This is a genomic window from Streptomyces sp. DH10 (assembly GCF_029813805.1).
Lineage (GTDB): Bacteria > Actinomycetota > Actinomycetes > Streptomycetales > Streptomycetaceae > Streptomyces > Streptomyces coeruleofuscus.
Genome location: NZ_JARVKU010000037.1, coordinates 25529 through 51366 on the forward strand (window position 1 = coordinate 25529; position 25838 = coordinate 51366).

The following is a 25838-nucleotide window of genomic DNA, read 5'->3' on the forward strand; positions in this document are numbered from 1 at the left end:
CCGCGCTCAGCGCACGGCCGTCGCACCCCCAACCGCCGTTCGATCGCCGGAACCCGCCTTGGGGCCCCGGCTCGTGTGCCGTACGAACGCCACCCCGAGAACCGCCAGCACCGACGCCGCCGACAGCGTGTACAGGCCCCCCGTCGTGCTGCCCGTCGTGTCCTTCAGATACCCGAACAGCGTCGGCGACACGAAACCGCCCAGGTTTCCGATGGAGTTGACCAGGGCCAGGCCGGGCGCGGCGATCTTCAGGTCGAGGCCGGACTGGGCCATCGGCCAGAACAGGGTGGCCGCGCACTTGCCGCCGACCGCGGCGAGCGTGAGGGCGGCGAGGCCGAACCAGGGCGACCCGAGGGTCGCGAGGAACGTGCCGATCGCGGACAGGACCAGGGCGATCGCCAGGTAGGGGCGACGGTCGGGGGCCCGGTCGGTGAAGTGGCTCATCGTGTACATCGCGATCACCGCGCAGATCCAGGGGATCGCCGACAGCAGGCCGATCTGGAAGGGCGACAGTCCGCCGATCTCCTCCACCAGGCTCGGCAGCCAGAACGTGATCGCGTACCCGGTCAGCGCCATCGCGAAGAAGACCGCGGTCAGGACGGCGACCTGGGGGTGGAAGATCAGCTTCATCCTCGACACCGACGGCGCCCGGTCACGTGCCTCCTTGTCGCGCTCCACCGCCTCGGTCAGCGCGTCCTTCTCCTCCTGCGTCAGCCACTTCGCGTCCTGGATCCGGGAGACGAGGAAGAACCCGGCGATGAAGCCGACCACGATGGAGAAGGCGCCCTCCAGGGCGAACATCCACCGCCAGCCCGCGATACCGCCCGCGCCGTGCAGCTCCAGCAGGGCGCCGGTGATGGGGCCGGTGACGATGTACGCCGTGGCCGAGCCGCCCAGGAAGATCGCACTGGCCCGGCCCCGGCTGGAGTCCGGCAGCCACTGGGTGAAGTAGAGGAGCACACCGGGGAAGAAGCCGGCCTCCGCGACACCGAGCAGGAAGCGCAGGCCGTAGAACATCCACACGTTGTGGATGAAGCACATCGCCGCGATCACCGCACCCCAGGTGATCATGATCCGGGTCAGCCAGACCCGGGCCCCGAACCGCTCCAGCAGCATGTTGCTCGGTACCTCGAACAGGGCGTATCCGATGAAGAACAGGCCCGCACCGAGCCCGTAGGCCGTGGCGCTCACCCCGACATCGGCCCGCAGTTCGTTCTGGACGAAGCCCACGTTCGTCCGGTCCATCTGGTTGACCAGCAGCATCAGGACCAGGATCGGGAGCATGCGGCGCAGGAATTTGCCGACCGCACGCTGCTCGGCCTCGGGGATGTTGCGGCGTCTGACATCGTTGTCTCCCTCGATGTGCACATACATGAACAGCAGTCACGTACGCGTTGTCGAAGGGACTTTATGGAGGCGCAGGTTCCGGGTCAACGGGTTGGGCGGAAGTACATGTATGTGAACGACAGCCAGGCGTCACGCGTCTGGGTATGGAAGTGGCCCGGAACCGACGCCGGTTCCGGGCCACCCCAGTCGCTTACGACTTCTCCGAAGGCCTACTTCGGCTGCGGCTTGCGCACCGACAGGTGCAGCTCCTTCAGCCGCGTCTCCTCCAGCTCGGTCGGCGCGCCCATCATCAGGTCCTGGGCGTTGCCGTTGAGCGGGAAGGCGATCGTCTCGCGGATGTTGGGCTCGTCGGCGAGCAGCATCACGATGCGGTCGACGCCCGGGGCGATGCCGCCGTGCGGCGGGGCGCCGAAGCGGAAGGCGCGCAGCATGCCGGCGAACTTCTCCTCGACCGTCTCGCGGTCGTACCCGGCGATCTCGAAGGCCTTGAGCATGATCTCCGGCTCGTGGTTCCGGATCGCGCCGGAGGACAGCTCGACGCCGTTGCAGACGATGTCGTACTGCCAGCCGAGGATGTCCAGCGGGTCCTGGGTCTCCAGGGCCTCCAGGCCGCCCTGCGGCATGGAGAAGGGGTTGTGCGAGAAGTCGATCGCGCCGGTCTCCTCGTCCTTCTCGTACATCGGGAAGTCGACGATCCAGCAGAAGCGGAAGACGTTCTCCTCGAAGTGCCCGGCACGCTTGGCGGCTTCCACCCGCACCGCGCCCATGATCTTGGAGACCTCGTCGAACTCGCCCGCGCCGAAGAACACCGCGTGGCCGGCGGCCAGCGACAGGCGCTTGGTCAGCTCGGCGACGTTGTCCTCGGTGAGGAACTTCGCGATCGGGCCGGTGAGCGAGCCGTCCTCGGCGACGCGGACCCAGGCCAGGCCCTTGGCGCCCTGCGAGACGGCGTAGTCGCCGAGCTGGTCGAAGAACTTGCGGGGCTGCGCGGAGACGTCCGGCACCGGCAGGGCGCGGACGTGCTTGCCGGCGAACGCCTTGAACTCCGAGCCCTCGAAGATGTCGGTGATGTCGACGAGTTCGAGCTGGGCGCGCAGGTCGGGCTTGTCGGAGCCGTACTTCAGCATCGCCTCGCGGAACGGGATCCGCAGGAACGGCGAGGTGACGTGGCGGCCGCCGCCGAACTCCTCGAACAGTTCGGTCATCAGCTTCTCGACGGGCTGGAAGACGTCTTCCTGCTCGACGAAGCTCATCTCGATGTCGAGCTGGTAGAACTCGCCCGGCGAGCGGTCGGCGCGCGCGTCCTCGTCGCGGAAGCAGGGCGCGATCTGGAAGTAGCGGTCGAACCCGGAGATCATCAGCAGCTGCTTGAACTGCTGGGGCGCCTGGGGGAGCGCGTAGAACTTGCCCGGGTGCAGGCGGGACGGGACGACGAAGTCGCGGGCGCCCTCGGGGGAGGTCGCGGAGAGGATCGGCGTCGCCATCTCGTTGAAGCCGAGGGCCGTCATCTTGTGGCGGATCGCCGAGATGACCGCCGTGCGCAGCATGATGTTGCGGTGCATGCGCTCGCGGCGCAGGTCGAGGAAGCGGTACTCCAGGCGCCGCTCCTCGTTGACCCCGTCCTCGGCGTTGATCGTGAAGGGCAGCGGGGCGGCCGCGCCGAGCAGTTCGACCTCGCCGACCTCGACCTCGACCTCACCGGTCGGCAGCTCGGGGTTGATGTTCTCGGCGCCCCGGGAGACGACCTTGCCGTCGACGCGGACGGTCGACTCCTTCGACAGCTTGTCGAGGGCCTCGTAGGCGGGGGTGCCGGGACGGGCCACGAGCTGCGTGATGCCGTAGTGGTCGCGCAGATCGATGAAGAGGATGCCGCCCAGGTCGCGCCGATTGTGCAGCCAGCCACTCAGCCGGACGTCGGTGCCGACGTCAGAGGAGCGGAGCTCGCCGCAGGTGTGGGACCTGTACCGATGCATCGTCGTTCATCCAGTCTTCGCTGATCGGGGTCTGTGTTTCACGTGAAACTGGTCCCCAGCGTACCGGCCGGGCGAAGATCGGCTCTCCTCAGTTAACGATCGAGCACACTTCCCTCATCGGTGGCAGTGTCCGAGCGCCTCTTCTTAAAGTAGGTCAATGCGCACTGACGAGCCCCTGCCCGCCGTGGAGGAGGCTCTCGTAGCCCTCGCGACCGGCCTGTGGCACTGGGACACCGCCACCGGGCTGGTCACGGTCGACGCCGAGGCGGCACGGCTGCTCGGGCTGCCCGCCGAACAGGTCAGCCTCACGGAGGCCCAGGCCCGGGCCCGGCTGCACCCGGTCGACTGGAACGAGATCACCGGCGTGATCCAGCTCGCCGTCGCCGAGGGCACCCTCGCCGAGGTACGGATCCGGATCATGGACGAGCAGGGCCGCATCGTCCGGATCGTCCGCAGCCGCTCCAAGCCGTCCTTCGACCGGGCCCGTAAGGCGTACCGGCTGATCGGCACCCTCCAGGAGGTCACCGAGCCCACACCGGGCACCCTGGCGGGGCGCAGCGCGGTCACCGGCGACTGGCGGCGCTCCCGGGAGGCGTTCCTGCTGGACGCGGGCCGGGCGCTGGCCGAGGCGCGCTCCACCCAGGAGGTCCTGCGGGTCACGGCCAATCTGTCGATGCCCGGGTTCTCGCCGGACGGGCTGGCGGTGTTCGGCGTGGAGGGCGACCGGCTGACGATCATCGGGCACCACGGGCAGCAGCAGGGTGACGACAGCCCGTTCTCCGATATGGCGCTGGACACGGACTACCCGGCCGCCGAGGTGGTGCGGACCGGCCGGGCGGTGTACCTGTCCTCCCCCGAGCAGTACAAGGCCCGCTACCCGCTGACCTGGCCGCTCGCCGAGCGCTTCGGCCGCCGGTCCTGGGCGTTCCTGCCGCTGACCGTGGCCGGCCGCACGATGGGCGCGTGGATGGCGGCGTTCACCTATCCGGTCGCGTTCACCCCGGACGAGCGGTCCGTGCTGGCCACCGTGGCGCGGATGCTGGCACAGGCGCTGACCCGGGCCGGCGTGGCCGAGAGCGAGCGGGCGCTGACCGACGGACTCCAGCGCACGATGCTGCCGAGGCTCGGCCCGCAGCGCATCCCGGGCATGAGCGTCGCCGCCCGCTACGTCCCCACCGGCGGCGGCCTCCAGGTCGGCGGCGACTGGTACGACGTGATCCCGCTGCCCAGCGGGCGGTTCGCGCTGGTCATCGGTGATGTGCAGGGCCATGACGTGCGGGCGGCGGGCCTGATGGGCCAGCTCCGCATCGCCCTGCGCGCCTACGCCTCCGAGGGGCACCGTCCCGACGCCGTCCTCTCCCGCGCCTCCCGCTTCCTGCACGGCATCAGCGACGAGGACCCCTTCGACCCGCGCTTCGCGACCTGTGTGTACGTGGAGGTCGACCCGGCGACCGGCGTGCTGGACATCGCCCGGGCCGGGCATCCGGACCCGGCGATCCGGATGGCCGACGGCACGGTGCTGACGCGGCCGACGTCGGGCGGCCTGCCGCTGGGCATCGACCCGGACGCCGACTACCCCACGACCCGGCTCGCCCTGGAGTCCGGCGAGACCATGCTGATCTGCACGGACGGCCTGATCGAGACCGGCGGCCACGACCTCGACTCCGGCTGGCGGCGGCTGCGCGCGATCCTGGAGGACCACAAGGGCGACCTGGAGGAACTCGCCGACACCCTGGTGCAGGCCGTGCACGGGCCGTCGTCGCACCACACGACCGGCCCGCTGGCCGACCGCCGTGAGGACGACATCGCGCTGTTGCTGCTGTGCCGGGAGGGCGAGGGCTGCGGCTGCGGCGACACCATGATCGTGCGGGCTCCCGTGCGGCGGACCATGCTGACGGTCGCGCAGGCCGAGCCGGAGAGGGTCGCGGTGGCCCGGCAGCAACTGCGCGAGCTGCTGCACGACTGGTCCTCCTCCGACCAGGTCGACTCGGCGGTGCTGCTGCTGTCCGAGCTGCTGACGAACGTCCTCGTGCACACCGACTCCGACGCGCTGCTCGTCGCCGAGATCACCGGCGGGGAGGGTGAGCGGCGGCTGCGGATCGAGGTCACCGACGCCGGTGACGACCTGCCGCACAAGCGCAGCCCCGGGGAGCTGGCGTCCTCCGGCCGCGGCCTGGTGCTGATGGAACTGCTCGCGCACGTCTGGGGGGTGGACCCGCGCGGCGAGGGCAAGAGCATCTGGTTCGAGCTCTACGAGTCCGTGGACGGCTCGGGCGACGGCTCCTGGTCCCCGTAGCGGGTGCGGAGCTCCTGGAGGACGCCGAAGGCGGCCGCGGTGAGCGGCACGGCGAGCAGCATGCCGAGCACTCCGGCCACGGACGCCCCGGCCGTGATCGCCACCATCACCACCGCCGGGTGCATCTGCACGGTCCGGCTCTGGATCGCCGGCTGGAGCACGTGCCCTTCCAGCACCTGCACCGCGAGCACCACCCCGAGCACCCACAGCGCGATGACGAACCCCCGGTCGGCGAGCGCGACCAGCACGGCCACGGCTCCCGAGATGAAGGCGCCGAGGTAGGGGATGTAGGCGCCGACGAAGACCAGCGCCCCCAGTCCGGCGGCCCCGGGCACGTCGAGGACGAGCAGTCCGACGGTGATGCAGAGCGCGTCGATGAGCGCGATGAAGGTGGTGCCGCGCATGAAGCCCTCGACGGCTTGGAAGGCCCGTCGCGCCATGGCCTCCAGGGTGTCGGCCGAGCCACGCGGGGACAGGGCCCGCAGCGTCCCGGCGGCCTTGTCGGAGTCGCGCAGGAAGAAGAAGACGAGCAGCAGCGCGAGCACGGCCATGGCGATGGCCTCGCCGACCACGCTGACCCCGCTGATCACTCCGGAGGCGGCGGAGCCGCCGAACTTGCCCAGAAGTTCCCGGGCGTTGGTGGCCAGGTCGTCCAGCGAGGTCCCGGCCGCCCCGAAGCGCTCGGAGATGCCCCGCGCGGCCTGCTTGAGCGAGGCGACGATCTCGTCGCCCGAGTCGATGAGCGCGGCGACCACGATGTACACGGCCCCGCCGACCACGGCCACGACGGCGACACAGGTGAGCCCGGCCGCGACCGACCGCTGCACCCCGGCCTTCACCAGCCGCCGGTGCAGAGGTCCGAGCAGGGCCGTCCCGAGCAGCGCGAGCAGCACGGGCACGACGGCGGTCCGGAACTCGTCGCACAGCCGGATCCCGACGTAGACGACTCCGGACACGAGCAGGAGGAGCGCGCACCAGGCGGCGAGACGCCGGAGGGGATCCGGGAGCAGCGGCCTGGGGCCGTCAGCGGTCGGGGCGGAGTCCTGCACGCCTCCACCCGACCATGTCCTGGACGGGCCGTCCCGCCGGAAGGGCCCGCCCGGGTGACGGAACGTCAGCGCCGTCGGCCCGACCGCCGGTTCATGTCACGCCGTGGCCGCCACGGACCTTGCGCACCGCCACCCGCCCGACGGGCTGACCAGCCCGACCCGGGCCTGGCGTCGGCGTTGGACTCGCGGACTCCGCGCCATCGCCGACAAGGACGTTGAGCCCGCCGGACGACCAGTCCAGCCGGAGCGTGGCCGTCGCCAGCGGCAGCCGACTCACAGGCTCCGCGCCGTCACCGGCAAGAACCTCGCGGACCGCCACCCGCCCGCCGGGACAACCAGCCCGGCCCGGGCCTGGCATCGGCGTCGGACTCGCAGGCTGCGCGGCATCGCCGACAAGGACGTTGAGCACGCCGCCCGCCCGCCGGACCGACCAGCCCGGGCAGGGCGTGGTCGGTCCGGCAGCGGACGCGCTAGCTCCGCGCCATCGCCGGCAGGACCCTGAGGGCCGCCCGCCCGCCGGACCGACCAGCCCGGGCAGGGCGTGGTCGCCGGCAGCGGACGCGCTAGCTCCGCGCCATCGCCGGCAGGACCCTGAGGGCCGCCCGCCCGCCGGACCGACCAGCCCGGCCGGGCGTGCCCGGCACCAGCGGCAGCCGACTCGCGGGCTCCCCGAGTGCGGGACCGCCTCGGCCGGGAACGGTCGGCATCAGTCAGGGCCGACGGGGGGCGCCGCGCATGCGGCGCCCCCCGTACGACACCGGCGTCAGTCCTGCGGTCCGCTCGCGGTCATGCCGTGCACCGCCGGGACCGTCCCCAGCCGGCCCTTCTGGAAGTCTTCGAAGGCCTGCATGAGTTCTTCCTTGGTGTTCATCACGAACGGGCCGTAGTGGGCCATCGGCTCACGGATCGGCTGCCCGCCGAGCAGGACGACCTCCAGATCCGGCGTGTGGGAGTCCTGCTTCTCGTCCGCGCGGACGGTCAGCGAGGAACCCGCGCCGAAGACGGCGGTCTGGCCCATGTGGACCGGGCGGCGCTCGGTGCCGACGCTGCCGCGCCCGGCCAGCACGTACGCCAGGCCGTTGAAGTCCTCGCGCCACGGCAGGGTGAGCTCCGCACCCGGCGCCAGCGTCGCGTGGACCATCGTGATCGGCGTGTGCGTGATGCCCGGGCCCGCGTGCCCGTCCAGCTCACCGGCGATGACACGCAGCAGCGCGCCGCCGTCGGGGGTGCTGAGCAGCTGGACCGAGCCGCCGCGGATGTCCTGGTAGCGCGGGGCCATCATCTTGTCCCTGGCCGGGAGGTTCACCCACAGCTGGAGACCGTGGAAGAGCCCGCCGGACATGACGAGATGCTCCGGTGGCGCCTCGATGTGCAGCAGGCCCGAGCCCGCGGTCATCCACTGGGTGTCCCCGTTGGTGATGGTGCCGCCACCGCCGTTGGAGTCCTGGTGGTCGAAGATCCCGTCGATGATGTACGTGACGGTCTCGAAGCCGCGGTGCGGGTGCCACGGCGTGCCCTTGGGCTCGCCCGGCGCGTACTCCACCTCGCCCATCTGGTCCATCATGATGAACGGGTCGAGGTGGCGGTAGTTGATCCCCGCGAACGCCCGGCGCACCGGGAAGCCCTCACCCTCGAAACCGCTCGGAGCGGTCGTGACGGCGAGCACGGGACGTGCCACGGCGTCGGCAGGCGCGGTCACGCGGGGCAGCGTCAACGGGTTCTCGACGGTCACAGCAGGCATGTCGGTTCCTCCTCGTGTACGCCCAGTTTAGTTGAGCGTTGAACTTTCTGCCACCCCCAACAGAGAAAACCGGGCGGGCATTCCCGGGCGACGGCGCAGCGAACCACGGGACACCGGCACGGCGAAAGACCGGCACCCCCGCGCTCGGGGTACCGGCCTTCCCGTACGTCCGCGTCAGGCGACCAGCTGGGGCTCCTCACTCCCGGCCCGGGCCGGCTCGGTCCCGGTCCCGGACGCGGTCTCGGGCGCGGTCCCGGGCTTGCGGTCCCGCATCACCAGCGTGGCCACGGCCGCCGCGGCCAGGACACCGATCGCGCTGATCGTGAAGGTCGTCGACATCGAGGCGGTGAAGGCCTCCCGGGCCGCCCGCACCAGACCCGTGTCACCGCCCGCGACCGCCAGGGCCCCGCCGATGGACTCCCTGGCCTGCCCGGGAGCCCCGGCCGGCATCTCGTCCGTGTAGCCACCGGAGAGCAGCGCGCCGAGGATCGCGATGCCGAGGGCGGTGCCGGACTGCTGGATGGTGTCGTTGAGGGCCGAGCCGACGCCCGCCTTCTCCTCCGGGATGGTGCTCATCAGGGCAGCGACCGCGGCCGGCATCGCCAGACCGGCTCCCAGGCCCAGGATCCCGAGCGCCACGGCCGGCACCGTGAAGCCGCTGTCGGCAGTGAGGGTGGTCAGCAGCCCGAAGGAGGCGGCCATCAGCAGCATCCCGGCGAGGATGACGAGCCGGTTGCCCACCTTCACCGCGAGCTGCGCCCCGGCCGCGTTGCCGGCCAGCGCGGCCACGGCCAGCGGCAGGAAGGCCAGCCCCGCCTTGACCGCGGACCATCCGAGGACGAACTGGAGGTACTGGGTCAGAACCAGCAGCAGGCCGGCGTTGCCGATCTGGACGAGCGCCAGGGAGAGTGAGCCCCCGCTGAAGTTGCGGTGCTTGAAGAGGACCAGCGGGACCATCGGCGAGCGGGTGACGTTCTCCCAGACCACGAAGCCGGCCAGGGCGACGACCGCGACAGCCAGGATGAGGAGGGAACCGCCGCCGAACGCGCCGTGCTGCGGGATCTCGATGATCCACCACACCAGGGCCGCCATGCCCACCGCCGACAGCACCGCACCCAGCGGGTCCGGCTTCTGCCAGGGCGCCTTCGACTCCGGCATCAGCAGCACACCGGCCAGCAGCGCCAGGGCGACGATCGGCACGTTGATCAGGAAGATCGCCTGCCAGGCGAAGTGGTCGATCAGCACACCGCCGAGGACGGGACTGCCGACCAGCCCCAGCATCGACACCGAACCCCACGCCGCCATCGCCTTCGGCCGCTCGTCCTCGTCGAAGACGGTGATCAGGATCGACAGCGTGGACGGCATGATCAGCGCCCCGCCGACGCCCATCGCGATCCGCACCGCGATCAGCTCACCCGGACTGGCGCAGAACACCGCCCCCAGTGAAGCGGCCCCGAACAGCAGCAGGCCGATCAGCATCACCTTCCGGCGCCCGAACCGGTCTCCCAGGCTTCCCGACGTCAGCAGCAGCCCGGCGAAGACCAGGATGTAGGAGTCGAGGATCCACTGCATGTCCTGGGCACTCGCCCCCAGGTCCTCCGTCAGCGCGGGCACGGCGACCGTCAGCGCCATGTTGTCGACGACCAGCACCAGCGTGCTCAGGCACAGCACGATCAGGATCCACCAGCGCCGCGGATTGCGAGCGTCCATTCCAGTTCCCCTCCTGCGAACACCGTTCCTTCGATGCGCACACTGTACGCATGGTGGAACAGCGTGCGCAAGCCTTGAGTTCTGTACGCTGATTGCGCACGCTGTTCGCAGGAAGATGCCGCAGGTCCCAGCAGGTCGCACGAAGGTGCCGCAGGTCCCAGCAGGAGGAGCAGATGAGCCCCGGAAAGACGACGGACAAGAACCCGATCCCGTCCGTATGGGCCCGCGAGCGGCGCCGCGCCGACCAGCCCGCGCTCAGCCGCGAGGCGATCGTCCGGGAGGCGGTCGCGATGCTCGACACGGACGGCATCGAGGCGCTCAGCATGCGCAAGCTCGGCGCCCGTCTGAACGCCGGCGCGACCTCCCTGTACCGGCACGTCGCCACGAAGGACGAGCTGATGGAGCTCGCCGTGGACGAGGTCGCCGCCGAGATCCACGTCCCGCCGGCCGACAGTCCCGACTGGCGCGCGGCGGTGACCGAGGCCGCGGAGTCCTTCCGCACGACGGCCCTACGGCACCCCTGGCTGACCCTGGTCCTCGGCCAGGCCGGCCTCGCCTACCTCGGGCCCAACTACATGAGCTTCTCCGAGCGCCTCGCGGCCCTGTTCACGGCCGCGGGATTCCCCGAGCCGAGCCGCGCGATCGAGACCGTCTTCTCGTACGTCATGGGCATGAGCAACGCGGAGGCCGCCTGGCTCACCACGGTCGCCCGGTCCGGCGAGACCGAGGCCGGCTTCATCGCCCGCCTCATGCCCGCGGCCCAGCGGGCCGCGGCCGACCACACGCACCTGGCGATTCCGCACGCGGAGGTCGAGGAAGCCACCACCGACCCCGTCGCCCTGCGCGACATGAAATTCGCCTACGGCCTGGAAGTCGTCCTGGACGGCCTGGCGCTACGCCTGCCGAAGTAGGGTCGGCCGCCGCAGGTGAAGCGGGGGACGGCTAGCCCTCTGCGCAGCAATGGCGTCTAGCCATACATCCGGCGCATCGCGAACTCGACCATCTGCTCGACCGCCTTCGCGTCGAACACCATGCGGTGCTCGCCCTCCATGTCCAGCACGAAGCCGTAGCCGGTCGGCAGCAGGTCCAAAACCTCGGCACCGGTGATCACGAAGTACTTGGACTCCTTGCCCGCGTACCGGCGCAGCTCCTTGAGCGTGCTGAACATCGGGATCACCGGCTGCTGGGTGTTGTGCAGGGCGAGGAAGCCGGGGTTGTCGCCGCGCGGGCAGTAGACCTTCGACGTCGCGAAGACCTGCTGGAAGTCCTCGGCGGTCATCTGCCCGGTGGTGAACGCGCGCACCGCGTCCGTCAGGGAGGGCGGGGACGGCTCCGGGTACAGCGGCGGCTGCTGTCCGTATCCGCCGGACATCGGCTGCTGCGGAGGGGCGTACTGCCCTTGCGGGCCCGCTGTCTGGTCGTAGCCGTACATGAGCGCAAGAGTACCGAGAGCGGCCGTCCGGGCGGTGCGGTACGGCAGTGATGGCGAATCGACAGTGACTCGACAGCGACCTGACAGTCGCCGCTATGGATCGGCACAGCCACGGCTCATAGCGTCGGAGCCATGAACGAACGCCACGACGAGGGCCCGCACGAACACGACAGAGGCCTCTCCTACGACCTTCCCGTCCTCGCCCGCCGCCGGATGATCCGGCTGATGGCCGGCGCGAGCCTGATCCCGCTGATGGGCTGCACGACAGAGGAGAAGACCCCGTCGTCCTCGACGTCCTCGGCGTCCTCGTCGTCCTCGTCGTCCTCGTCGTCCGCCGCGTGCGCGGAGATCCCCGAGGAGACGGCCGGGCCCTTCCCCGGTGACGGTTCGAACGGCGTGAACGTCCTGAAGGAGAGCGGTGTCGTCCGCAGCGACATCACCAAGAGCTTCGGCGACTCCGCGGGCGGCACCGCCGAGGGCGTGCCCCTGACGATCACGCTGACCGTGGTGGACGCGGCCTCCGGCTGCGGCACCCCCAAGAAGGGCGCCGCCGTCTACCTCTGGCACTGTGACCGGGAGGGCAACTACTCCCTGTACTCGGAGGGCGCCACCGACGAGAACTACCTGCGGGGCGTCCAGGAGACCGACGACAAGGGACAGGTCACCTTCACAAGCGTCTTCCCCGGCTGCTACGCCGGCCGCTGGCCGCACATCCACTTCGAGGTCTACGGCAGCCTGGCCGACGCCACAGCGGCGACGTCCATCACGAACACCTCGCAGCTCGCCTTCCCGAAGGACGTCTGCGACACCGTGTACGCCACGGACGGCTACGACGCCAGCGTGCGCAACCTGAGCAGTCTCTCCCTGGAGGACGACGGCATCTTCAGCGACGGGCACGAGCGGCAGCTGGCGGCGATGGCGGGCAGCACGGGCGACGGCTACACCGCGACCTTGACCGTTCCGGTGTGACCTGTCACTTGACCGTTCCGGTGTGACCTGTCACAGATGACCGGATGGGGTTGCGCCTTATTACTGGCGGGTAGCATCATCGTAGCTACTTGTTGGTACGTGAACTAGCGCGAGGAGCCAGTGCCTCGCCGATCTCTCTAGGGAGCCGGGAGCCGTCGCCATGGGGCACTACAAGTCGAATCTCCGCGACATCGAGTTCAACCTCTTCGAAGTACTCGGGCGCGACAAGGTGTACGGCACCGGCCCGTTCGAGGAGACGGACGTCGAGACCGCGAAGAGCATCCTCGAGGAGATGACCCGCCTCTCGGAGAACGAGCTGGCCGAGTCCTTCATCGACGCCGACCGCAACCCGCCGGTCTTCGACCCGGAGACCAACACGGCGCCGGTCCCTGCGTCCTTCAAGAAGAGCTACCAGGCCTTCATGGACTCCGAGTACTGGCGCCTCGGCCTGCCCGAGGAGATCGGCGGCACCACCTCGCCCCGCTCCCTGATCTGGGCGTACGCCGAGCTCATCCTGGGCGCCAACCCGGCCGTGTGGATGTACTCCTCGGGCCCGGCCTTCGCCGGCATCCTCTTCGAGGAGGGCAACGAGGTCCAGAAGCACATAGCCAAGATCGCCGTGGAGAAGCAGTGGGGCTCCACGATGGTGCTCACCGAGCCCGACGCGGGCTCCGACGTGGGCGCCGGCCGCACCAAGGCCGTGCAGCAGGAGGACGGCTCCTGGCACATCGAGGGCGTGAAGCGCTTCATCACCTCTGGTGAGCACGACATGTCGGAGAACATCCTCCACTACGTGCTCGCGCGTCCCGAGGGCGCCGGCCCCGGCACCAAGGGCCTGTCCCTCTTCCTCGTCCCGAAGTACCTCTTCGACTTCGAGACCGGCGAGCTGGGCGAGCGCAACGGCGCCTACGCCACGAACGTCGAGCACAAGATGGGCCTGAAGGCCTCCAACACCTGCGAGATGACCTTCGGCGACCAGCACCCCGCCAAGGGCTGGCTGATCGGCGACAAGCACGACGGCATCCGCCAGATGTTCCGCATCATCGAGTTCGCCCGCATGATGGTCGGCACGAAGGCGATCTCCACGCTGTCCACGGGCTACCTGAACGCGCTGGAGTACGCCAAGGAGCGCGTCCAGGGCCCCGACCTGGCGAACTTCATGGACAAGACCGCGCCCAAGGTCACCATCACCCACCACCCGGACGTGCGCCGCTCGCTGATCACGCAGAAGGCTTACGCGGAGGGCATGCGCGCCCTGGTGATGTACACCGCCTCGATCCAGGACGCGATCCAGATCAAGGAGGCCGCCGGCGAGGACGCCTCCACCGAGCACGCGCTGAACGACCTGCTCCTGCCCATCGTCAAGGGCTACGGCTCCGAGAAGGGCTACGAGCTGCTCGCCCAGTCGCTCCAGACGTTCGGCGGCTCCGGCTTCCTTCAGGAGTACCCGATCGAGCAGTACATCCGGGACTCCAAGATCGACACCCTCTACGAGGGCACCACGGCGATCCAGGGCCAGGACTTCTTCTTCCGGAAGATCGTCCGCAACCAGGGCGCCGCGCTGAACTCCCTCGCCGAGGACATCAAGAAGTTCCTGGCCCTCGGCACGGGCGGCGAGGAGCTGGCCGGTGCCCGCGAGCACCTCGCCAAGGCCGCGGTCGAGCTGGAGGCCATCGTCGGCCTGATGCTCACCGACCTCGCGGCCACCGAGCAGGACGTCAAGAACATCTACAAGGTCGGGCTGAACACCACCCGCCTGCTGATGGCCTCCGGTGACGTCGTCGTCGGCTACCTGCTGCTCAAGGGCGCCGCGATCGCCGCCGAGAAGCTGGAGACCGCCTCCGCCAAGGACAAGGCCTTCTACACCGGCAAGATCGCCGCAGCCAAGTTCTTCGCCGCCAACGTCCTGCCGGGCGTCACCCTGGCCCGCAAGGTCGCCGAGGGCGTCGAGCTGGACCTGATGGAGCTGGACGAGGCCGCGTTCTGATCCTCACGTCCTCTGTTCGAGGGCCTGTTCCCCTGCCCGGGGAGCAGGCCCTCGTCCGTCGTTAAGGTGAATGCATGACCGAACCAGCGCGCTTCGACCGCGGCCACACCGACGACCTCATGTCCTTCCTGGCGACGAGCCCGTCGCCCTACCACGCCGTGGCGAACGCCGCCGAGCGGCTGGAGAAGGCCGGCTTCCGGCAGGTCGCCGAGACGGACGCCTGGGACGGGACCAGCGGCGGCAAGTACGTGCTGCGCGGCGGCGCGATCGTCGCCTGGTACGTGCCGGAGGGTGCCGCGCCGCACACGCCGTTCCGGATCGTCGGCGCGCACACCGACTCCCCCAACCTGCGCGTCAAGCCGCTCCCCGACAGCGGGGCGCACGGCTGGCGCCAGGTGTCCGTGGAGATCTACGGCGGACCGCTGCTCAACTCCTGGCTGGACCGCGACCTGGGCCTCGCCGGCCGGCTGACCCTGCGCGACGGCTCGACGCGCCTGGTCAACATCGACCGCCCGCTGCTGCGCGTCCCGCAGCTCGCCATCCACCTGGACCGCTCGGTGACGGCGGACGGCCTCAAGCTCGACAAGCAGCGGCACATGCAGCCGGTCTGGGGCCTGGGCAACGACGTGCGCGACGGCGACCTGATCGCCTTCCTGGAGGAGACGGCCGGCATCCCCGCGGGCGAGGTCACCGGCTGGGACCTGATGACGCACTCCGTGGAGCCGCCCGCCTACCTGGGCCGCGACCGCGAACTGCTGGCCGGCCCGCGCATGGACAACCTGCTGTCCGTGCACGCCGGCACGGCGGCCCTCGCGGCCGTGGCCTCCGGCGCGTCCAAGCCGGCCTCCATCCCGGTCCTGGCCGCCTTCGACCACGAGGAGAACGGCTCCCAGTCGGACACGGGCGCGGACGGACCGCTGCTCGGCAACGTGCTGGAACGCTCGGTGTTCGCGCGCGGCGGCTCCTACGAGGACCGGGCCCGCGCCTTCGCCGGCACGGTCTGCCTGTCCTCCGACACCGGCCACGCCGTCCACCCCAACTACGCGGAGCGGCACGACCCGACGCACCACCCGCGCGTCAACGGCGGCCCGATCCTCAAGGTCAACGTCAACAACCGCTACGCCACGGACGGTTCGGGCCGCGCGGAGTTCACGGCGGCCTGCGAGGCGGCCGACGTGCCCTTCCAGTCCTTCGTCTCCAACAACTCCATGCCCTGCGGCACCACGATCGGCCCGATCACCGCCGCCCGGCACGGCATCAGGACCGTCGACATCGGCGTGGCCATCCTGTCGATGCACAGCGCGCGCGAACTGTGCGGTGCCGACGACCCGTTCCTGCTCGCGAACGCCTTGACGGCGTTCCTCGAGGGATAGAACGGGCCGTCACCGCATGGGTGTTCCCCTCGGGGGTACCCGGTGTGCGGACCGGAACGACCGGACCGTACAGGGAGGCGACACTCATGGGCCTCGGCGGATGCATCATCCTCATCGCCGTGGGAGCCATCCTCACGTTCGCGACCGACTGGGACATGCAGGGGGTCAATCTCGACCTCGTCGGCATCATCCTGATGATCGTCGGACTGATCGGCGTCACGACGTTCAGCAGCATCGCCAGGCGGCGGCGCGTCGTGGTGCCGCCCACGACACCGGTCGTGGACGACGGACGGCGCCACACGCGTGACGGCTACAGCGACGGCTACGGGGTGTGACCCCCGCCCGGATCAGGTGTCCATCCCGGCAAGGACCAAGGGCAGCCGGTCCGTCCCCGACTCGGTGAGACGGACCGGCACGCCCCAGTCCTGCTGGTGGACGTGACAGGCCGGGTACTCGTTGTCGGGATCGTCGTCGCAGGAGGCGGCCATCGCGGAGACGTGCAGCACCCCCTCCGGCACGGAGGGGTCGAGTTCGAGGGCGCGGGACAGCTCGGTTCCCGCGCCCTCGCCGTCGATCAGCAGCTCCGGCGGGGTGGACGAGACGAGCAGGCGGGTGGAGGGGCCGTAGCGCGTGTCGAGCTTCTGGCCCGCCGGGGCCTGGAAGACCACGTCCAACCGGAGGCGCCCGGGGGCGACTTCGGTGGCCTCCCGCTGCGTACGGTGGGCGACCTCGGGCACCTTCACCGCTTCCTCCGGCAGCCGCAGTCTGGTCAGCCGGTGGCGGGCCGACTCCACGACCACGATGTCGTCGCCGACGAGCACCGCGTCACTGGGCTCGCGCAGGTCCGTGGCCAGGGTGGTGACCTCACCGGTCGCGGGGTCGTAGCGCCGCAGGGCGTGGTTGTAGGTGTCGCTGACCGCGACCGATCCGTCCGGCAGGGCCGTGACGCCCAGCGGGTGCTGGAGCAGGGCCTGTCCGGCGGCGCCGTCGCGGTGGCCGAAGTCGAACAGGCCGGTGCCGACGGCGGTGTGGACGGAGCCGTCCGGGTCCACCCAGCGCAGGGCGGACGTCTCGGAGTCGGCGAGCCAGAGGCGGTCGGGGGTGGCGGCGAGGCCCGAGGGCTGCGCGAACCATGCCTCGGTCCCCGGGCCGTCCACCAGCCCCTCGTTCGTCGTCCCGGCCGCGACCGCGACCGTGCCCTCGGCCGGGTCGTACGCCCAGAGCTGGTGGACACCGGCCATGGCGATCCAGACCTTGCCCTGCCAGAAGGCGACGTCCCAGGGGGAAGAGAGGTCGACCTCGCGAGCCGGGCCCGAGGTGGGTGAGCCCTGCCACCACTGCCTGCCCGTACCGGCGAGGGTGGTGACTTCACCGGTGGTGAGGTCCAGCCGCCGCAGGGCGTGGTTGACGGTGTCGGCGACGACCACGGATCCGTCCTCCAGGAGGGCGAGCCCCTGCGGCTCGTTGAAGGCGGCCGCGTCCGTCGATCCGTCGGCGAACCCGCGCGTGCCGGAACCGATCCTCCGCACCACGCTCTCGCCGTCCTCCGCGAGCTCCACCAGCTGATGCCGGGTCGTGTCGCTCACCAGGAAGTTCCCGGACGGCAACAGCAGCGCCTTGCCCGGGAACCGCAGCACCGTCGGCTCCGGCTCCGGCGCCACGTACGGCCCGTCCCCGCGCCGCAGCGTCCCCTTGGCCTCGTGCTCGGCCTCCAGCTCCGCGACCAGTCGCTCGATGGCGTGCGCATGCCCCTCACCGGCGTGCTGCGCGACGACGTACCCCTCGGGGTCGATCACGACGAGCGTCGGCCAGGCCCGCACGGCGTACTGCTTCCACGTCGCCAGCTCCGGGTCGTCGAGCACCGGGTGCTCCACGCCGTACCGCTCGACGGCGTCCACCACCGCCTGGTGCTCGGCCTCGTGCACGAACTTCGGCGAGTGCACCCCGATCACCACGACCGTGTCCCGGTGCTTGTCCTCCAGCTCGCGCAGCTCGTCCAGAACATGCAGGCAGTTGATGCAGCAGAACGTCCAGAAGTCGAGGATGACGATGCGTCCTCGCAGGTCGGCGAGGGTGTACTGGTGCCCGCCCGTGTTCAGCCAGCCGCCCTTGCCGGTCAGCTCGGGGGCGCGGACGCGGGCCCGTCGGGGTGCGGAGTGGTTCATGCGTCCAGGGTGTCATCCGGCACTGACAGCCGGTCCAGCGCATGGCCGGTCGTGGCGTCCACGTGCCCGGGCACGTCGTCGTGGCGGTCGCCGACCGTGAGGGTGCCGGTGGGCTCGAACATGAGGATCGCGGTCGGGACGGGGGCGTACGGCTTGTGTTCGGTGCCGCGCGGGACGGTGAAGACCGAGCCCCTGGGCAGGACGACCGTGCGCTCACCGGCCGGCTCGCGCAGGCCGATGTGGAGTTCGCCGTCGAGGACGAGGAAGAACTCGTCGGTGTGGTCGTGCACGTGCCAGACGTGCTCGCCCTCGACCTTGGCGACGCGGACGTCGTAGTCGTTGACGGCGGTGACGATGCGCGGGCTCCACTGCTCGGAGAAGGAGGCCAGGGCGTGGGCGAGGGAGACGGGTTCCTGGGTCATGGAGTGATCTTCAGGGGTGCCGTGCGTCTCGTACGAGTGCTAGGAATCGCACATGTCGCAAGGATCCTCGCATCGTCCGCACCAGGTCGCCGTGATCGTCGACGAGGGCACCAACCCCTTCGAGGTCGGCGTGGCCACCGAACTGTTCGGACTGCCACGGCCCGAGCTGGGGCTGCCGGGGCCGTTGTACGAGGTGTCGCTGTGCGCGCCCGCGCCGGAGATCCGGATGAACCACGGCTTCTTCACGCTCACCGGCGTCCGGGGCCTGGACGCCGTGGACCGGGCGGACACGCTGGTCGTACCCGGCCGGCCGGACAACGTCGTACCGCGCGGCCCTGCCGTGCTCGACGCCATCCGGCGCGCACACGCGCGTGGCGCCCGGGTCATGAGCTTCTGCACCGGCACCTTCGCGCTCGCCGAGGCCGGACTGCTGGACGGGCGGCGGGCGGCGACGCACTGGCGCTGGGCGGACTCCTTCCGCCGGCTGCACCCGAAGGTGCTCCTGGAGCCGGACGTGCTGTTCGTGGACGAGGGCGACCTCCTCACCGCCGCCGGCAGCGCGGCCGCGCTCGATCTCGGGCTGCACGTCTGGCGCCGGGACCACGGCGCCGAGATCGCCAACCACGTCTCCCGGCGGCTGGTGTTCGCCACGCACCGGGACGGCGGGCAGCGGCAGTTCGTGGAGCGGCCGGTGCCGGACGTGCGGGACGAGTCCCTGGCACCCCTGCTGGAGTGGGCGCAGGAGCGGCTGGGCGAGCCGCTGACGGTGGCGGACCTGGCGGCACGCGCGCGTGTCAGCCCCGCCACGCTCCACCGGCGCTTCCGCGCCCAGCTCGGGACGACACCGCTCGCGTGGCTGACGGGGGAGCGCGTGACGCTGGCCTGCCGGCTGATCGAGCGGGGCGAGGAACGGCTGGACGTGGTGGCGGCCCGCAGCGGGCTCGGTACGGCCGCCAACCTGCGGAACCGGCTGCGGCGGGTGACCGGGCTCAGCCCGTCGGCCTATCGACGGCGTTTCGGAGCGGGCGCCGGGGAAGCCCTGGTGTCATGAGATTCCTCGTGTACGACCGGCTCCTCGGCTTCGGCGACGACTACTGGATCGAGGACGACAGCGGCTCCAAGGTGTTCCTCGTCGACGGCAAGGCCCTGCGTCTGCGGGACACCTGGGAACTGAAGGACACCCAGGGGCGCGTCCTCGTCGACATCCACCAGAAGATGCTCGCCCTGCGCGACACGATGGTGCTCCAGCGGGGCGGCGAGCCGCTGGCGACGATCCGCCGCAAACGGCTGTCCCTGCTGCGCAACCACTACCGGGTGTCCCTGGCCGACGGCAGCGAGCTGGACGTCAGCGGCAAGATCCTCGACCGGGAGTTCGCCGTCGAGTACGACGGGGAGCTGCTGGCGGTGGTCTCCCGGCGGTGGCTGACCGTACGGGACACCTACGGCATGGAGGTCGTCCACGAGGACGCGGATCCGGCGCTGCTGATCGCGGTCGCGGTGTGTGTGATCCACCTGGCGGAGAAGGAGCGGGAGGGCTGAGGGCGCGTCCTCAGGGCCTGCGAGGGGGCTGGAGTCCCAGCACCCGGTCCTTCAGCGCCGGGAACTGCTCACGGGTGGTGGCGACCTTCCCGGGGTCGAAGTCCACCGTGAGAACCTCCTCGCCGGCGCCCGCCTCGGCCAGCACCTCGCCCCACGGGTCGACCACGATCGAGTGACCGGCCTGGGGAACTCCGGCGTGCGTCCCGGCCGTTCCGCACGCGACGACGAACGTCTGGTTCTCGACCGCCCGCGCCTGAGCCAGCAGCGTCCAGTGGGTCCGGCGGCGCTCCGGCCAGCCCGCCGGGACCACGAGCGTCTCGGCACCGGCGTCGACGAGACCGCGGAAGAGCTCGGGGAAACGGAGGTCGTAACAGGTGCCGAGGCCCAGGGTGGTCGCCGGCAGACGGACCGTCACCAGCTCGGCACCCGCGCCCATCAGCACGGCCTCGCCCTTGTCGAAGCCGAAGCGGTGGATCTTGCGGTAGACGGCGGCGAGGTCGCCGGAGGGGGAGAAGACGAGGGAGGTGTTGTAGAGCGGACCGTCCGGATCACGCTCGGGAATCGACCCCGCGTGCAGCCACACGCCGGCGTCGCTCGCGGCCTTCGCCATCACCTCGTACGTCGGCCCTTCGAGCGGCTCCGCCTCCTGCCCGAACTCCTCGTAGGCGAAGGCACCCGTGGTCCACAGCTCCGGCAGGACGACGAGATCGGCCCCGGCCTGCTCGCGGACCATCGAGGCCGCCCGCCGACGGCGTGATTCGACCGATTCGCCCTCGTCTACGGCGATCTGGATCACAGAGGCGCGCACACTACCACCGTCCTGGCATTCGGCCCGTCCAACAAGGGGTTCCCCACGGGCCTACGATCGTCACACGAAAGCACTGCCGGGGTGCCTCACAGCAGCGTAACTTAGCTGCCAAGACACCCGCCGACAGCCGCCACCTCCCACTGGCAACCGCCACCACCTGCCCGTGCACCGACCGCCGAGGGGTCCCGTTCCGTGAGTCTGCATCCCACCCTCCAGCCCTACGCCGACGCCTGGACCCACTCCATCGAAGCGATATCCGAGCTGCTCCAGCCGCTCGCGGAGGCCGAGTGGAACCGGCGGACGCCGTGCCCCGGGTGGTCGGTGCGGGACGTGGTCTCCCATGTCATCGGCCTGGACTGCGAGATGCTGGGCGACCCGCGCCCCATCCACACGCTGCCGCGCGACCTCTTCCACGTGACGAACGACCACCAGCGCTACATGGAGATGCAGGTCGACGTCCGCCGTCACCACACGGCGCCGGAGATGACCTCCGAGCTGGAGTACGTGATCATCCGCCGCAACCGCCAGCTGCGCAACGACTCGCGCGACCCGGGCACGAAGGTGCGCGGCCCGCTCGGCACGGAGCTGACCCTCGAGGAGTCCATGCGCCGGCACGCCTTCGACGTGTGGGTGCACGAGCAGGACCTGCGCACGGCCCTCGGCCGGCCCGGCAACCTCGACTCCCCCGGCGCGCACGTCGCCCGTGACGTGCTGCTCGGCGAACTCCCGCGGGTGGTCGCCGAGGACGCGCAGGCACCGCGCAGCTCGGCCGTCGTCTTCGACGTCCACGGTCCCATCGAGTTCCTGCGCACGATCCGCGTCGACATCCAGGGCCGCGGCACCCTGGAAACGGCCCCCGCCCTCGGCCCCGCCGCCACGCTCACCCTCGACTGGGAGACGTACGTCCGCCTGGCCTGCGGCCGCGTGACGCCGGAGTCGGTGACGGACAGGCTGAAGACGGAGGGCGACCCGGACCTGACGGCGGCGATCCTGAGGAACTTCACGGTGACGAAGTAGGCAGCCCCTAGCTGCGGGCAATCGTGCCTCCCCCAGTGCCTTAAGGGTCTGGGAGGTGCCCCCAGGGCGGCACGGGTGGGCGCAGCGGCACCTCGCCGCGCCGAGCTGCGCACCCACCCCGGCTCGGCACCAGCACCGGAAAACCCCGTGCCGCCGACCCACCACTCCCCGTACCGTCCCTGCGCATGACAACCCCGCCCCGCCACACCCGCCTCACCTTCCACGGCCCCCTGTCCGAGACCCGGGCGGACGCCCTCGTACAACGCCTCACCCGCCACGCCCCCGCCACGGTGCTGGACATCGGCTGCGGCTGGGGCGAACTCATGCTCCGCACCCTCGCCGCCACCCCGGAGGCGACCGGCACCGGCATCGACCTCAACGCCGAGGACCTGGCTCGAGGCCGGAAGGCAGCCGAGGCACGAGGCCTCACGACCCGAGTCCGTTTCCTCGAAGAGTCCGCCACCGGCACCCCCCACGGCCCCGCCGACCTCGTCCTGTGCGTAGGCGCGAGCCAAGCCCTCGGCAGCGAACTGCCCCAAGCCCTCGCGGAACTCCGCAGGCTCGTCACCGACCACGGCCGCGTCCTCCTCGGCGAAGGCTTCTGGCAGCGCACCCCGACCGAGGCCGAACTGTCCCGCATGTGGCCGGACGCGAAAGCCACCGACCATCCCGACCTCGCGGCCCTCGTCGGCCTGGCCGTCGACGCGGGGTTCCGGCCGGAGTGGACGGAGACCGCGAGCCTCGACGAATGGGAGGAGTTCGAGTCGGCGTACCTCGCGGACACCGAGGTGTGGCTCGCCGGGCACCCCGGCGAGCCCCTGGCCGACGAGACCCGGGAGCGCGCCGACCGGCACCGAGCCGCCTGGCTCACCTACCGCGGCGTTCTCGGCCTGGCGTACCTCACCCTGGTACCGATGGTGGCCCGTTGACCTAGGCCGGTACGTGCACCGTCTCCACCCGGCTCGCCACAAGCCGCTCCCGCTCGCGCCGGGCCGCCTGCTTGCGCAGCCGCAGGATCTGCGTGACCCCGAGCGCCTGGAGCACGAACACAAAAGAGAAGGCCACGGTGTAGTCGTCGCCGGTGGCGTCGAGCAGCACGCCGACCGCGAACAGCGTGGTCATGGAGGCCACGAAGCCGCCCATGTTGGTGATGCCGGAGGCCGTGCCCTGCCGCTCGGGCGGGTTCGCCGGGCGGGCGAAGTCGAAGCCGAGCATCGACGCGGGCCCGCATGCCCCGAGGACCGTGCACAGGACGATCAGCAGCCACATCGGGGCGTGCGGGCCGGGGTAGGCCAGCGTCGCCGCCCACAGGGCCGCCGTCGTCCCGACCGTGCCGAACGCGAGCGGCAGCCGCGCCCCGTGGTGCCGGGCGACGATCTGCCCGTAGACCAGGCCGACGACCATGTTCGACAGCACGACGAGCGTGAGGAGTTCACCGGCCGTGGCCCGGGACAGTCCCTGGGCCTCGACCAGGAAGGGCAGTCCCCACAGCAGCAGGAACACCATCGCCGGGAACTGGGTCGTGAAGTGCACCCACAGGCCGAGCCGCGTCCCCGGCTCCCGCCAGGCGGCGGCGATCTGCCGCCGAACGTAGGCCGCGCCCTGGTGCGGGACCGGCTCGGGCTCGTGACCCTCCGGGTGGTCCTTCAGGAACAGCAGCACCAGCACGAACACCACGGCCCCGGCGGCCGCGCTGCCCGCGAAGGCCGCCGTCCAGCCGATGCCGTGCAGCAGCCGGGCCAGGACGAGCGTGGAGACGAGGTTGCCCGCCATGCCCGCCAGCCCCGCGAACTGGGCGACGAGCGGCCCGCGCCGGGCCGGGAACCACCGGCTGCCCAGGCGCAGCACGCTGATGAACGTCAGCGCGTCACCGCAGCCGAGCAGCGCCCGGGAGGCGAGCGCCGTGCCGTACGACGGGGAGAACGCGAAGCCCAGCTGTCCGGCCGTGAACAGCACCGCGCCGAGGGCCAGCACCTTCTTGGTGCCGAGCCGGTCGACGAGCAGGCCGACGGGTATCTGCATGCCCGCGTAGACCAGCAGCTGGAGGATGGAGAAGGTGGAGAGCGCGGAGGCGTTGACGTGGAAGCGGTCGGCGGCGTCGAGGCCGGCGACGCCCAGGGACGTGCGGAAGATGACCGCGACGAAGTAGACCGAGACGCCGATGCCCCAGACGGCCAGCGCGCGGCGGCCGCCCGGCGGGTCGCCCGGCAGCGTGCCGCTCATCGGACCTCCCCCCGGGCCAGGTGCGAGAACCAGCCGACGTGCCGGTGGACCAGCGCGACGGCCGCCTCGGCGTCCCCGGCGCGCAGCGCCTGGAGGATCTCCTCGTGCTCGGCGAGGGTCTTGGCGATCCGGTCGGGGTGGGAGTGCATGACGGCGACGCCCATCCGCAGCTGGCGGTCGCGCAGTTGGTCGTAGAGGCGGGAGAGGATCTCGTTGCCGCCGCTGCGGACGATCTCGGCGTGGAAGCAGCGGTCGGTGACGGCGGCTCCCGCGAGGTCTCCGGCGGCGGCCTGCTTCTTCTGCCGGGCCAGCAGCTCCTCCAGGCGCTCGATGAGCCCGGCGGGCGCGGGCACGGCCTTGCGCGCCGCGTGCTCCTCGACGAGCAGCCGTGTCTCGACGACGTCGGCGATCTCCTGCGCGGAGACCGGCAGGACGAGGGCGCCCTTCTTCGGGTAGAGCCGGATCAGCCCCTCGGCCTCCAGCCGGAGCAGCGCCTCGCGCACCGGCGTGCGCGAGACCCCTACGGCCTCCGCGAGCTCGCCCTCGGTGAGGAGGGTCCCGCCCTCGTAACGGCGCTCCAGCACGCCCTGCTTGACGTGGGTGTAGACGCGGTCGGCGGCGGGAGGTTGCTTCACGGCCAAGGTCATGCCGACAGGATAGATACAACACGTACGCATGGATGCATTCGTCCAGTATGCGGACTCGAATGTCACACATCTGTGGCAAAGAGGGGGTCCCGCTCGGCAATGGCACAACCAGGTGTGCTAGTTACGAGTCAGACACGTGCGGCCCCTTTCCCCTCGTCCTCAACTCGGCCGCACCGTTGGGGCATTCGACGTAATCGGGGTACTTCACTTGATAACCGGCATTCAGGGCACCCGTCTCCGCAGAGCCGCGGCCGCCGCCGTCACCACCGGCGCCATGCTCGCGACCGGAGCCCTCACCGTCGCGCCGGCGCAGGCCGCCACGGCGCCCACGATCGCCGCCCAGGGCGGCTACGTGATGAACAACGCGACCGGCAAGTCGCTCTACACCAAGGCGGCCGACACGCGCCGCTCCACCGGCTCGACCACCAAGATCATGACCGCCCTGGTGGTGCTGAAGCAGCCGAAGCTCAACCTGGACAGCAAGGTCACGATCCAGAAGGCGTACAGCGACTACATCGTCGACAACAACTGGGCGTCGAACGCCAAGCTGATCGTCGGCGACAAGGTCACCGTCCGCCAGCTGCTGTACGGCCTGATGCTGCCGTCCGGCTGCGACGCGGCGTACGCGCTCGCCGACAAGTTCGGCTCGGGCTCGACGCGGGCGGCGCGCGTGAAGTCGTTCATCGGCAAGATGAACACCACCGCCAAGGACCTGGGTCTGAAGAACACCCACTTCGACTCGTTCGACGGCATCGGCAAGGGCGCCAACTACTCCACGCCGCGCGACCTGACGAAGATCGCCAGCAGCGCCATGAAGAACTCCACGTTCCGCACGGTCGTCAAGACGAAGAAGTACACGGCGAAGACGACCACCAAGTCCGGCGGCACGCGGACGATGGCGCCGTGGGAGAACACCAACCCGCTGCTCTCGAGCTACTCCGGCGCGATCGGCGTGAAGACCGGTTCCGGCCCGGAGGCCAAGTACTGCCTGGTCTTCGCCGCCACCCGGAACGGCAAGACGGTCATCGGCACGGTCCTCGCCTCGACCAACGCGACCACGCGGAAGACGGACGCGACGAAGCTGCTGAACTACGGCTTCGCGAAGTAGGGAAGCAGGACGGGCACCAGGAAGGGGGGCTC

At 70.7% G+C, this 25838-nt stretch carries 22 protein-coding genes; 11 read left to right on the forward strand and 11 right to left on the reverse strand.

Translation table 11 applies throughout. From position 1 onward, the window contains the following. Positions 1–6 precede the first annotated feature (6 nt). Positions 7–1374 (reverse strand): MFS transporter, encoded by a 1368-nt coding sequence (locus QC385_RS41540; RefSeq protein ID WP_279546600.1) that lies wholly within the window; start codon positions 1372–1374, stop codon positions 7–9. Positions 1375–1556: 182 nt separating this feature from the next. Further along, positions 1557–3320, reverse strand: a complete 1764-nt coding sequence (gene aspS / locus QC385_RS41545; RefSeq protein ID WP_279546601.1) for an aspartate--tRNA ligase — start codon at positions 3318–3320, stop codon at positions 1557–1559. A gap of 157 nt (positions 3321–3477) precedes the next feature. On the opposite strand from aspS, the gene QC385_RS41550 reads away from it, so the two are divergent. Continuing rightward, entirely contained in the window at positions 3478–5616 is a 2139-nt protein-coding gene (locus QC385_RS41550; protein WP_279546602.1) for a SpoIIE family protein phosphatase, read from the forward strand. Here QC385_RS41550 and QC385_RS41555 read toward each other — a convergent pair. From QC385_RS41555 to QC385_RS41565, 3 genes are all read right to left on the reverse strand, one after another. Continuing rightward, positions 5571–6665, reverse strand: a complete 1095-nt coding sequence (locus tag QC385_RS41555) for an AI-2E family transporter (RefSeq protein WP_279546603.1) — start codon at positions 6663–6665, stop codon at positions 5571–5573. The genes QC385_RS41550 and QC385_RS41555 overlap by 46 nt on opposite strands. Positions 6666–7428: 763 nt before the next feature. Continuing rightward, entirely contained in the window at positions 7429–8406 is a 978-nt protein-coding gene (locus tag QC385_RS41560) for a pirin family protein (RefSeq protein WP_279546604.1), read from the reverse strand. 174 nt (positions 8407–8580) lie between these two features. Then, a complete protein-coding gene (locus QC385_RS41565; protein ID WP_279546605.1) occupies positions 8581–10116 on the reverse strand; it encodes an MFS transporter in 1536 nt (511 codons plus the stop codon). A 173-nt stretch (positions 10117–10289) separates the two neighbouring features. Here QC385_RS41565 and QC385_RS41570 point away from each other — a divergent pair, with 173 nt between their 5' ends. Continuing rightward, positions 10290–11027 (forward strand): TetR/AcrR family transcriptional regulator C-terminal domain-containing protein, encoded by a 738-nt coding sequence (locus QC385_RS41570; RefSeq protein ID WP_279546606.1) that lies wholly within the window; start codon positions 10290–10292, stop codon positions 11025–11027. 56 nt (positions 11028–11083) lie between these two features. Here the strand turns inward: QC385_RS41570 and QC385_RS41575 are convergent, their stop codons facing one another. Beyond that, positions 11084–11548, reverse strand: coding sequence for an SseB family protein (locus QC385_RS41575; protein ID WP_020270440.1), 465 nt, complete (start codon positions 11546–11548; stop codon positions 11084–11086). A 132-nt stretch (positions 11549–11680) separates the two neighbouring features. On the opposite strand from QC385_RS41575, the gene QC385_RS41580 reads away from it, so the two are divergent. From QC385_RS41580 to QC385_RS41595, 4 genes are all read left to right on the forward strand, one after another. Next, positions 11681–12517, forward strand: a complete 837-nt coding sequence (locus tag QC385_RS41580; protein WP_279546607.1) for an intradiol ring-cleavage dioxygenase — start codon at positions 11681–11683, stop codon at positions 12515–12517. Positions 12518–12677: 160 nt separating this feature from the next. Then, entirely contained in the window at positions 12678–14504 is a 1827-nt protein-coding gene (locus tag QC385_RS41585) for an acyl-CoA dehydrogenase (protein WP_279546608.1), read from the forward strand. A gap of 74 nt (positions 14505–14578) precedes the next feature. After that, positions 14579–15877 (forward strand): M18 family aminopeptidase, encoded by a 1299-nt coding sequence (locus QC385_RS41590; protein WP_279546609.1) that lies wholly within the window; start codon positions 14579–14581, stop codon positions 15875–15877. Between the two features lie 86 nt (positions 15878–15963). Beyond that, positions 15964–16212 (forward strand): DUF6458 family protein, encoded by a 249-nt coding sequence (locus QC385_RS41595; RefSeq protein ID WP_086600312.1) that lies wholly within the window; start codon positions 15964–15966, stop codon positions 16210–16212. Between the two features lie 12 nt (positions 16213–16224). On the opposite strand, the gene QC385_RS41600 is transcribed toward QC385_RS41595, so the two are convergent. Then, a complete protein-coding gene (locus QC385_RS41600) occupies positions 16225–18042 on the reverse strand; it encodes an NHL domain-containing thioredoxin family protein (protein WP_279546610.1) in 1818 nt (605 codons plus the stop codon). Further along, complete coding sequence (locus QC385_RS41605; protein ID WP_279546611.1) at positions 18039–18464, reverse strand: cupin domain-containing protein; 426 nt, start codon at positions 18462–18464, stop codon at positions 18039–18041. Before QC385_RS41605 ends, QC385_RS41600 begins: the two co-directional genes overlap by 4 nt. Positions 18465–18516: 52 nt before the next feature. On the opposite strand from QC385_RS41605, the gene QC385_RS41610 reads away from it, so the two are divergent. Both QC385_RS41610 and QC385_RS41615 read left to right on the forward strand, forming a co-directional pair. Then, positions 18517–19515 carry a helix-turn-helix domain-containing protein gene (locus QC385_RS41610; RefSeq protein ID WP_279546612.1) on the forward strand — a complete coding sequence of 333 codons (999 nt, stop codon included), beginning with the start codon at positions 18517–18519 and terminating at the stop codon, positions 19513–19515. Continuing rightward, positions 19512–20003: an LURP-one-related/scramblase family protein gene (locus tag QC385_RS41615; protein ID WP_279546613.1), complete on the forward strand. Its 492-nt coding sequence runs from the start codon at positions 19512–19514 to the stop codon at positions 20001–20003. The genes QC385_RS41610 and QC385_RS41615 overlap by 4 nt, the downstream gene beginning before the upstream one ends. A 10-nt stretch (positions 20004–20013) precedes the next feature. Here the strand turns inward: QC385_RS41615 and QC385_RS41620 are convergent, their stop codons facing one another. Continuing rightward, positions 20014–20811 (reverse strand): carbon-nitrogen family hydrolase, encoded by a 798-nt coding sequence (locus QC385_RS41620; RefSeq protein ID WP_279546614.1) that lies wholly within the window; start codon positions 20809–20811, stop codon positions 20014–20016. A gap of 192 nt (positions 20812–21003) precedes the next feature. Here QC385_RS41620 and QC385_RS41625 point away from each other — a divergent pair, with 192 nt between their 5' ends. Both QC385_RS41625 and QC385_RS41630 read left to right on the forward strand, forming a co-directional pair. Further along, positions 21004–21828 carry a maleylpyruvate isomerase family mycothiol-dependent enzyme gene (locus QC385_RS41625; protein ID WP_279546615.1) on the forward strand — a complete coding sequence of 275 codons (825 nt, stop codon included), beginning with the start codon at positions 21004–21006 and terminating at the stop codon, positions 21826–21828. A gap of 185 nt (positions 21829–22013) precedes the next feature. Then, a complete protein-coding gene (locus tag QC385_RS41630; RefSeq protein WP_279546616.1) occupies positions 22014–22757 on the forward strand; it encodes an SAM-dependent methyltransferase in 744 nt (247 codons plus the stop codon). A gap of 1 nt (position 22758) precedes the next feature. Here the strand turns inward: QC385_RS41630 and QC385_RS41635 are convergent, their stop codons facing one another. Next, a complete protein-coding gene (locus QC385_RS41635; RefSeq protein ID WP_279546617.1) occupies positions 22759–24051 on the reverse strand; it encodes an MFS transporter in 1293 nt (430 codons plus the stop codon). Beyond that, entirely contained in the window at positions 24048–24698 is a 651-nt protein-coding gene (locus QC385_RS41640; protein WP_086851734.1) for an FCD domain-containing protein, read from the reverse strand. Before QC385_RS41640 ends, QC385_RS41635 begins: the two co-directional genes overlap by 4 nt. Before the next feature lie 208 nt (positions 24699–24906). On the opposite strand from QC385_RS41640, the gene QC385_RS41645 reads away from it, so the two are divergent. Next, on the forward strand, positions 24907–25806 hold the full coding sequence (locus QC385_RS41645) for a D-alanyl-D-alanine carboxypeptidase family protein (protein ID WP_279546618.1): 900 nt from the start codon (positions 24907–24909) through the stop codon (positions 25804–25806). Positions 25807–25838 lie beyond the last annotated feature (32 nt).